At 69.5% G+C, this 7,245-nt stretch carries 7 protein-coding genes; 6 read left to right on the top strand and 1 reads right to left on the bottom strand.

The features are described from left to right. From C667_RS18235 to C667_RS18210, 6 genes are all read left to right on the top strand, one after another. Positions 1-493 (top strand): TorD/DmsD family molecular chaperone (locus tag C667_RS18235; protein ID WP_004374283.1); only part of this gene is annotated, 493 nt, incomplete at its 5' end. Between the two features lie 68 nt (positions 494-561). Next, on the top strand, positions 562-768 hold the full coding sequence (locus C667_RS18230) for a twin-arginine translocation signal domain-containing protein (protein ID WP_004374280.1): 207 nt from the start codon (positions 562-564) through the stop codon (positions 766-768). A gap of 13 nt (positions 769-781) precedes the next feature. After that, complete coding sequence (locus tag C667_RS18225) at positions 782-3,694, top strand: formate dehydrogenase subunit alpha (RefSeq protein WP_004374278.1); 2,913 nt, start codon at positions 782-784, stop codon at positions 3,692-3,694. 18 nt (positions 3,695-3,712) lie between these two features. After that, positions 3,713-4,339: a formate dehydrogenase FDH3 subunit beta gene (fdh3B, locus tag C667_RS18220; protein ID WP_004374274.1), complete on the top strand. Its 627-nt coding sequence runs from the start codon at positions 3,713-3,715 to the stop codon at positions 4,337-4,339. Continuing rightward, a complete protein-coding gene (locus C667_RS18215) occupies positions 4,336-4,572 on the top strand; it encodes a hypothetical protein (protein WP_004374271.1) in 237 nt (78 codons plus the stop codon). The genes fdh3B and C667_RS18215 overlap by 4 nt, the downstream gene beginning before the upstream one ends. Before the next feature lie 10 nt (positions 4,573-4,582). Beyond that, the gene (locus C667_RS18210) at positions 4,583-5,605 is read left to right on the top strand and encodes a formate dehydrogenase subunit gamma (RefSeq protein ID WP_039922130.1); all 1,023 of its coding nucleotides are present in this window, start codon (positions 4,583-4,585) and stop codon (positions 5,603-5,605) included. Between the two features lie 155 nt (positions 5,606-5,760). Here C667_RS18210 and C667_RS18205 read toward each other — a convergent pair. Continuing rightward, a partial coding sequence (locus C667_RS18205; RefSeq protein ID WP_004374265.1) for a putative bifunctional diguanylate cyclase/phosphodiesterase occupies positions 5,761-7,245 on the bottom strand: 1,485 nt, incomplete at its 5' end.

Here is a 7,245-nt window from a genome sequence, read left to right as displayed (position 1 = left end):
CACGCTCGGCGGCGAGGGCGGCGAGCTGCCGCGCGCCTGGGCCGCCCTGGGCGCCGCCGCGCAGGCGATGGCGCCGCAGGCGGTGGCCGACGAGTTCGACGCGCTCTTCGTCAGCGTCGGCAAGCCCGAGGTGATGAGCAACGGCTCCTGGTACCTCACCGGCTTCCTGCAGGAAGAGCCGCTCGCCGAGCTGCGCGACGACCTCGCCGAACTCGGTCTCGGCCGTCGCCCGGGCGTCACCGAGACCGAGGACCACATCGCCGCGCTCGCCGAGGTCATGCGCCACCTGGTGCTGACCGGGCCGGACGAGGCCGGGCTTGAACGCCAGCGGCGCTTCTTCGGCCGCCACATCGCGCCCTGGTACGCGCAGTTCGCCGGTGCGCTGGCGGCGGCGCCGGGGGCGGACTTCTACGCGAAGGTCGGCGGCCTGCTGGCGGCCTTCATGGACATCGAGCGCGAGGCGTTCGACATGCTGGAGGCGGAAGCGCGCTGAGCGCGGCCGTCATGGAAACGAGGCCGGGCCGGCACGAGCCGCTCCGGCGCATAGAGGGGAGAGCGAGGATGAAGGACGAAAACACCAAGCTGTCGCGCCGCAACTTCCTGGCCGCGATCGGTGCCGGCGGGGCCGCGGGTGCCGCCGCGCTGGCGGCGACCGCCGCGCAGGCCACGCCGGTTACCGCCAAGGTGGTCGAGGACGCGCGCCGCGAGGCCGCCGACCAGGGCGTGAGCGAGCACGTGCGCAATTACTACCGCACGACGCGGATCTGAGGAGGACGCGAGGATGTTGACCAAGAAATCCGCGACCGCCGCCACCGGTGCGCGTCGCCTGCGCGGCGCCGCCGCGCGCCAGCTCGGCCAGACCATGGACCGCCGCGCCTTCCTCAAGCGCTCGGGCCTGGGCGTGGGTGCGGGCGCGCTCGCCACCCAGCTGCCCTATAACTTCATCGGCGCCGCCGAGGCCGCCGCGCCCGCGGGCGCCTCGCGCGCCGAGGGCAAGGCCGAGGTCCGTCGCACGGTATGTACCCACTGTTCGGTGGGCTGTGCCAGCGATGCCATCGTGCGCAACGGCGTGTGGGTGCACCAGGAGCCGGTGTTCGACTCGCCGATCAACCTCGGCGCGCACTGCGCCAAGGGTGCGGCGCTGCGCGAGCACGGCCACGGCGAATACCGCCTCAAGTACCCGATGAAGCTGGTCGACGGCAAGTACCAGAAGATCTCGTGGGAGCAGGCGCTCAGCGAGGTCGGCGACCGCCTGCTCAAGATCCGCGAGGAATCCGGCCCCGACGCGGTGTACTGGATCGGATCGAGCAAGCACAACAACGAGCAGGCCTACCTGCTGCGCAAGTTCGTCTCCTTCTGGGGCACCAACAACTGCGACCACCAGGCGCGCATCTGCCACTCCACCACCGTGGCGGGCGTGGCGAACACCTGGGGTTACGGCGCGATGACGAACTCCTACAACGACATGCAGAACGCCAAGGCGATGCTGTTCATCGGCTCGAACGCGGCCGAGGCGCACCCGGTGTCCTTGCTGCACATCCTGCACGCCAAGGAAAACGGCGCGAAGATGATCGTGGTGGATCCGCGCTTCACCCGCACCGCGGCCAAGGCCAACCAGTACATCCGCATTCGCTCGGGCACCGACGTGCCCTTCCTGTTCGGCCTGCTTTACCACATCTTCCAGAACGGCTGGGAAGACAAGCAGTACATCGACGACCGCGTCTTCGGCATGGACAAGATCCGCGAGGAAGTGCTCGCCAAATGGACGCCGGACAAGGTGGAAGAAGCCTGCGGCGTGCCCGAGGACCAGATGCTGCTGGCCGCGCGCACCATGGCCGAGAACCGCCCCTCCACCATCGTCTGGTGCATGGGCCAGACCCAGCACTCGATCGGCAACGCGATGGTGCGCGCCTCCTGCATCCTGCAGCTCGCGCTCGGCAACATCGGCAAGGCGGGCGGCGGGGCCAACATCTTCCGCGGCCACGACAACGTGCAGGGCGCGACCGACGTCGGCCCCAACCCCGACTCGCTGCCCGGCTACTACGGGCTGGCCACCGGTTCGTGGAAGCACTGGTCCAGCGTGTGGGGCGTGGACTACGAGTGGGTCAAGAGCCGCTACGTCTCGCAGGAGCTGATGGAGAAGTCCGGCATCACGGTGTCGCGCTGGATCGACGGCGTGCTCGAGAACAAGGAGCTCATCGACCAGCCTGCGGGCAACCTGCGCGCGGTGGTGTACTGGGGCCACGCGCCCAACTCGCAGACGCGCGGCGCCGAGATGGTCGAGGCGATGAAGGCGCTCGACACCCTGGTGGTGATCGACCCCTACCCGTCGGCGACCGCGGCGATGGCGGCGATGGTGAGGAAGGAGGGCGTGTACCTGCTGCCGGCCTGCACCCAGTTCGAGACCGTCGGCTCGGCCACCGCGTCGAACCGCTCGCTGCAGTGGCGCGAGAAGGTCATCGAGCCGCTGTTTGAGTCCAAGCCCGACCACACCATCATGTACGCCTTCGCGAAGAAGTTCGGCTGGGGCGAGCAGTTCGTGAAGAACATCAAGCTCGAGAAGGACGCCCAGGGCTGGGACGAGCCGAGCATGGAGGACACGCTGCGCGAGATCAACCGCGGCACCTGGACCATCGGCTACACCGGCCAGTCGCCCGAGCGCCTCAAGCTGCACATGAAGAACATGCACACCTTCGACGTGAAGACGCTGAAGGCGGTGGGCGGCCCCTGCGACGGCGAGTACTTCGGCCTGCCGTGGCCGTGCTACGGCACGCCCGAGATGAAGCACCCGGGCACGCCCAACCTCTATGACACCTCCAAGCACGTCATGGACGGCGGCGGCAACTTCCGCGCCAACTTCGGCGTCGAGAAGGACGGCGTGTCGCTGCTCGCCGGCGAGGGCTCGGCCTCCAAGGGCGCCGACCTGCAGATGGGCTACCCCGAGTTCGACCACGTGCTGCTGAAGAAGCTGGGCTGGTGGGACGAGCTCACCGACGCAGAGAAGGCCGCGGCCGAGGGCAAGAACTGGAAGACCGACCCCTCGGGCGGGATCATCCGCGTCACGATGAAGAACCACGGCTGCCACCCCTTCGGCAACGCCAAGGCGCGCGCGGTGGTGTGGAACTTCCCCGACCCCGTGCCGCAGCACCGCGAGCCGATCTACTCGCCGCGCCCGGACCTGGTCGCCAAGTACCCGACCCACGACGACAAGATGAAGTTCTGGCGCCTGCCCACCCTGTACAAGTCGATGCAGGAGAAGGTGAAGGACATCTCGAAGGACTACCCGCTGGTGATGACCTCCGGCCGTCTGGTCGAGTACGAGGGCGGCGGCGAGGAAACCCGCTCCAACCCCTGGCTGGCCGAGCTGCAGCAGGAGATGTTCGCCGAGGTGAACCCGAAGGACGCCAACGACGCAGGCTTCCGCAACGGCGAGTACATCTGGGTCGAGTCGCCCACCAAGGCGAAGCTCAAGGTGCGCGCCCAGGTCACCCAGCGCGTGGCGCCGGGCACGGTCTTCCTGCCCTTCCACTTCTCCGGCTGGTGGCAGGGCAAGGACATGCTCGAGTTCTACCCCGAGGGTGCGGCGCCGGTCGTGCGTGGCGAGGCGGTCAACACCGCCACGACCTACGGCTACGACTCGGTGACGATGATGCAGGAAACCAAGACCACCCTGTGCCGCGTGAGCAAGGCGTAAGGACGAGGAGAGAACACGATGGGACGCATGAAATTTCTCTGTGACGCCGAGCGCTGCATCGAATGCAACGGCTGCGTCACCGCGTGCAAGAACGAGCACGAGGTGCCCTGGGGCGTGAACCGCCGCCGGGTGGTGACGATGAACGACGGCGTGCCGGGCGAGCGCTCGATCTCGGTGGCCTGCATGCACTGCTCGGACGCGCCGTGCATGGCGGTGTGCCCGACCGACTGCTTCTACAAGACCGAAGACGGCGTGGTGCTGCACGACAAGGACAAGTGCATCGGCTGCGGCTACTGCTTCTACGCCTGTCCGTTCGGCGCGCCGCAGTTCCCCAACGGCCCGGCGGCCTTCGGCGCGCGCGGCAAGATGGACAAGTGCACCTTCTGCGCCGGCGGCCCCGAGGAAACCAACTCGGCCGCCGAGTACGAGAAGTACGGCTCCAACCGGCTCGCCGACGGCAAGCTGCCGCTGTGCGCCGAGATGTGCTCGACCAAGGCGCTGATCGCCGGCGACGCCGACGTGGTGGCCAACATCTTCCGCGAGCGCGTGCTGCGCCGCGGCACCGGCGCCGAGGTGTGGGGCTGGGATGCCGCCTACGGCGGCGGCGAGCGCAAGCAGGAACGCAAGCGGGAGGGCCAGTCATGAGCGCGCGCAAACTGAAGTCGATCCCGCTCGCGGCGCTCGCCGGCGCCGCGCTGCTCGGCCTCGCGGCCTGCAGCGAGGTGCCGCAGGTCACCGTGTACGAGCAGGGCCAGTACCGCGGCAAGACCGACGCCCGCCCCTGGGAAGGCGGCGAGTTCAAGGGCGACCGCGCGGCCTGGGAGAAGGCGCTGAAGGAGCGTTCCCGTGGCCAGAACGAGTACAACCGCATCCAGTGAGGAGAGCGCCATGACGACACCATCGATGCGGGTGCGGCACGGCGGCTGGCTGGCCGTGCTGTTGCTCGCGCTCATGCTGTGGGCGACGGCGCTGCCGCTGCACGCGGCCGAACCGCCGCCCGGCAGCAGCGCCGCGGACCAGGCCCAGCGCCAGGTCGAGCGGCCGCTCAACAACGCGCCGGTGTGGCGCGCGGTGCGCTCCGGCGAGGAGCACTTCACCACCGTGCGCGGTCCCGAGGCCGGCGTGCTGATCCAGAGCGAAGGCAACACCTGGCGCCAGCTGCGCAACGGGCCGGTCACGCTGTACGGCGGCTGGCTGCTCATCCTCGTGCCTTCGGCCATCCTGCTGTTCTGGATGATCAAGGGCACGATGAAGCTGCATGGCCAGAAGACCGGGCGCAAGATGCTGCGCTTCTCGGGCTTCGAGCGCTTCGTGCACTGGGGCACGGCGATCACGTTCCTGCTGCTCGCGGTCACCGGCGTGGCGATCCTGTTCGGCAAGCACGTGCTGCTGCCGCTCATCGGCCACGGCGGGCTGGGGCTGCTGCTGAACGCCGGCAAGCTGGTGCACAACTACGTCGGTCCGCTGTTCGGGGTCTTCGTGCTGCTGATGTTCTTCGCCTTCCTGCGCGACAACGTGTGGCGGCCGATCGACGCGGTGTGGATCCGCCGCGCCGGCGGCCTGCTCGACGGCAGCCACGTGCCCTCGGGGCGCTTCAACTTCGGCGAGAAGACCTGGTTCTGGTTCGGCGTCACCATCCTCGGCTTCACCGTGGCGGTGACCGGGCTGATCATGGACTTCCCGAACCTGGGCGAGTGGACGCGCTCCGACATGCAGACCGCGAACATCGTGCACGCGATCGGCGCCATCCTGATGCTGGCGCTGGCCTTCGGCCACATCTACATGGGCACGCTCGGCGCCGAGGGCGCCTACGAGTCCATGAAGACCGGCTATGTCGACGAGACCTGGGCGCGCGAGCACCACGAGCAGTGGTACCACGACATCAAGGCGGGCAAGTCCGGGCATCCCTGAGCCGGGCACCGCAGCATCCTCTCCCTCGCCCGGGCCGTCCTCCCTTCGGCCCGGGACGCTTCAGCCCCGCACGGCGTCTGCGCCGTCCGGGGCTGCGTTTTTTGAGTGCACGCTTTCCCTTCCGAGCGCAGCGCACCGGCTTTGCCCCTCACGCCTCACGCCCCACGCCTCGAATTCCGCACCGCGCGCTCGACGTGGGGTGGCGGGGTTTCCAGCCAGGCGCGGATCTCGCCGGCGGGGAGCGGCTTGGCGAACAGGAAGCCCTGCGCCGAGTTGCAGCCGTGCCGGGCGAGGAAGGCGAGCTGGGATTCGGTCTCCACGCCCTCGGCGACGACCTCGATGCCGAGGCCGTGGGCGAGCGCGATGGTGCTGCGCACGATCGCCGCGTCGTCGCTGTCGCTGGCGATGTCGCCGACGAAGCTCTTGTCGATCTTGAGCTCCGAGATCGGGAAGCGCTTGAGCAGCGAGAGCGAGGAATACCCGGTGCCGAAGTCGTCCACCGCGATGCCCGCGCCGAGCGCGTGGATGCTGCGCAGCAGCTCGGCGGCGCGCTCGGGGTCGCGCATCGCGGTCGACTCGGTCAGCTCCACCTTGAACATGCGCGGGGGCAGCCCGGTCTCGGCGAGGGTGGCGCGGATGGTGTCCACGATCGCCATGTCCGAGCACTGGCGGGCCGACACGTTCACCGCCAGCGGGACGCCGAGCAGGCCCTCGCGGTTCCAGCGCGCGGCCTGCCCGGCGGCCTCGTGGATCGCCCATTCGCCGATGTTGCGGATGATCCCGCTCTCTTCCGCGGCGGGGATGAACTCGTCCGGGCGCACCAGGCCACGCTCGGGCCGGTTCCAGCGGATCAGCGACTCGAGCCCGGCGAGGCGGCCGTTGGCGATGTCGATCTGCGGCTGGTAGAAGAGCTCGAACTCGCGGTTCGTCAGCCCGCGGCGCAGCGCCGCCTCCATGCTCAGGCGGTCGCGCGACCAGGTGTTCATCTCGGGGCCGTAGAAGGTGTAGCGGCTGCCGCCCTCCGTCTTGGCGCGGTACATCGCCTTGTCCGCCATTGAAAGCAGGGTCTGGGCGTCGGCGCTGTCCTGCGGCCCGATGCTGATGCCGACGCTGCACGACAGCACGATGCCGGTGCCGCCGGTGGTCTCGACCTCGCGCTCGAGCAGGTCGATGAGCTTGCGCGCCACCGCCACCACCGCGCCGTGGTCGGCGAGGTTGTCCATCAGGACGATGAACTCGTCGCCGCCCCAGCGCGCCACCGTGTCGCCCGCCCGCACCGCGGCCTGCAGGCGCTCCGCGACCACGCGCAGCACCTCGTCGCCGACGTAGTGGCCGAGGCTGTCGTTGATGCGCTTGAAGCGGTCGAGGTCGACGAACAGCAGCGCCACCAGGCTGCCGCGGCGGACCGCCCCGGCGAGCGCCTGCTGCAGGCGGTCGAGCAGCAGGGCGCGGTTGGGCAGGCCGGTGAGGAGGTCGTGGGTGGCTTCGTGCTGCAGGCGGGCGGTGATCGCGAGGGTCTCGGTGACGTCGCTGAGCACGATGACGCCGCCCTCGCCGCCCTCGCCGATCGGTGCGGCGGTCATGCGCAGGGCGCGCGCGCTGCCGTCCGGCGCGCGCCAGCGCAGCGGCTCGGGCAGGCG

The sequence above is a fragment of the Thauera phenylacetica B4P genome (genome assembly GCF_000310225.1).
GTDB lineage: Bacteria > Pseudomonadota > Gammaproteobacteria > Burkholderiales > Rhodocyclaceae > Thauera > Thauera phenylacetica.
The sequence above is the reverse complement of the archived record's forward strand: the minus strand, read 5'-3'. Positions and strand labels throughout refer to the sequence as shown.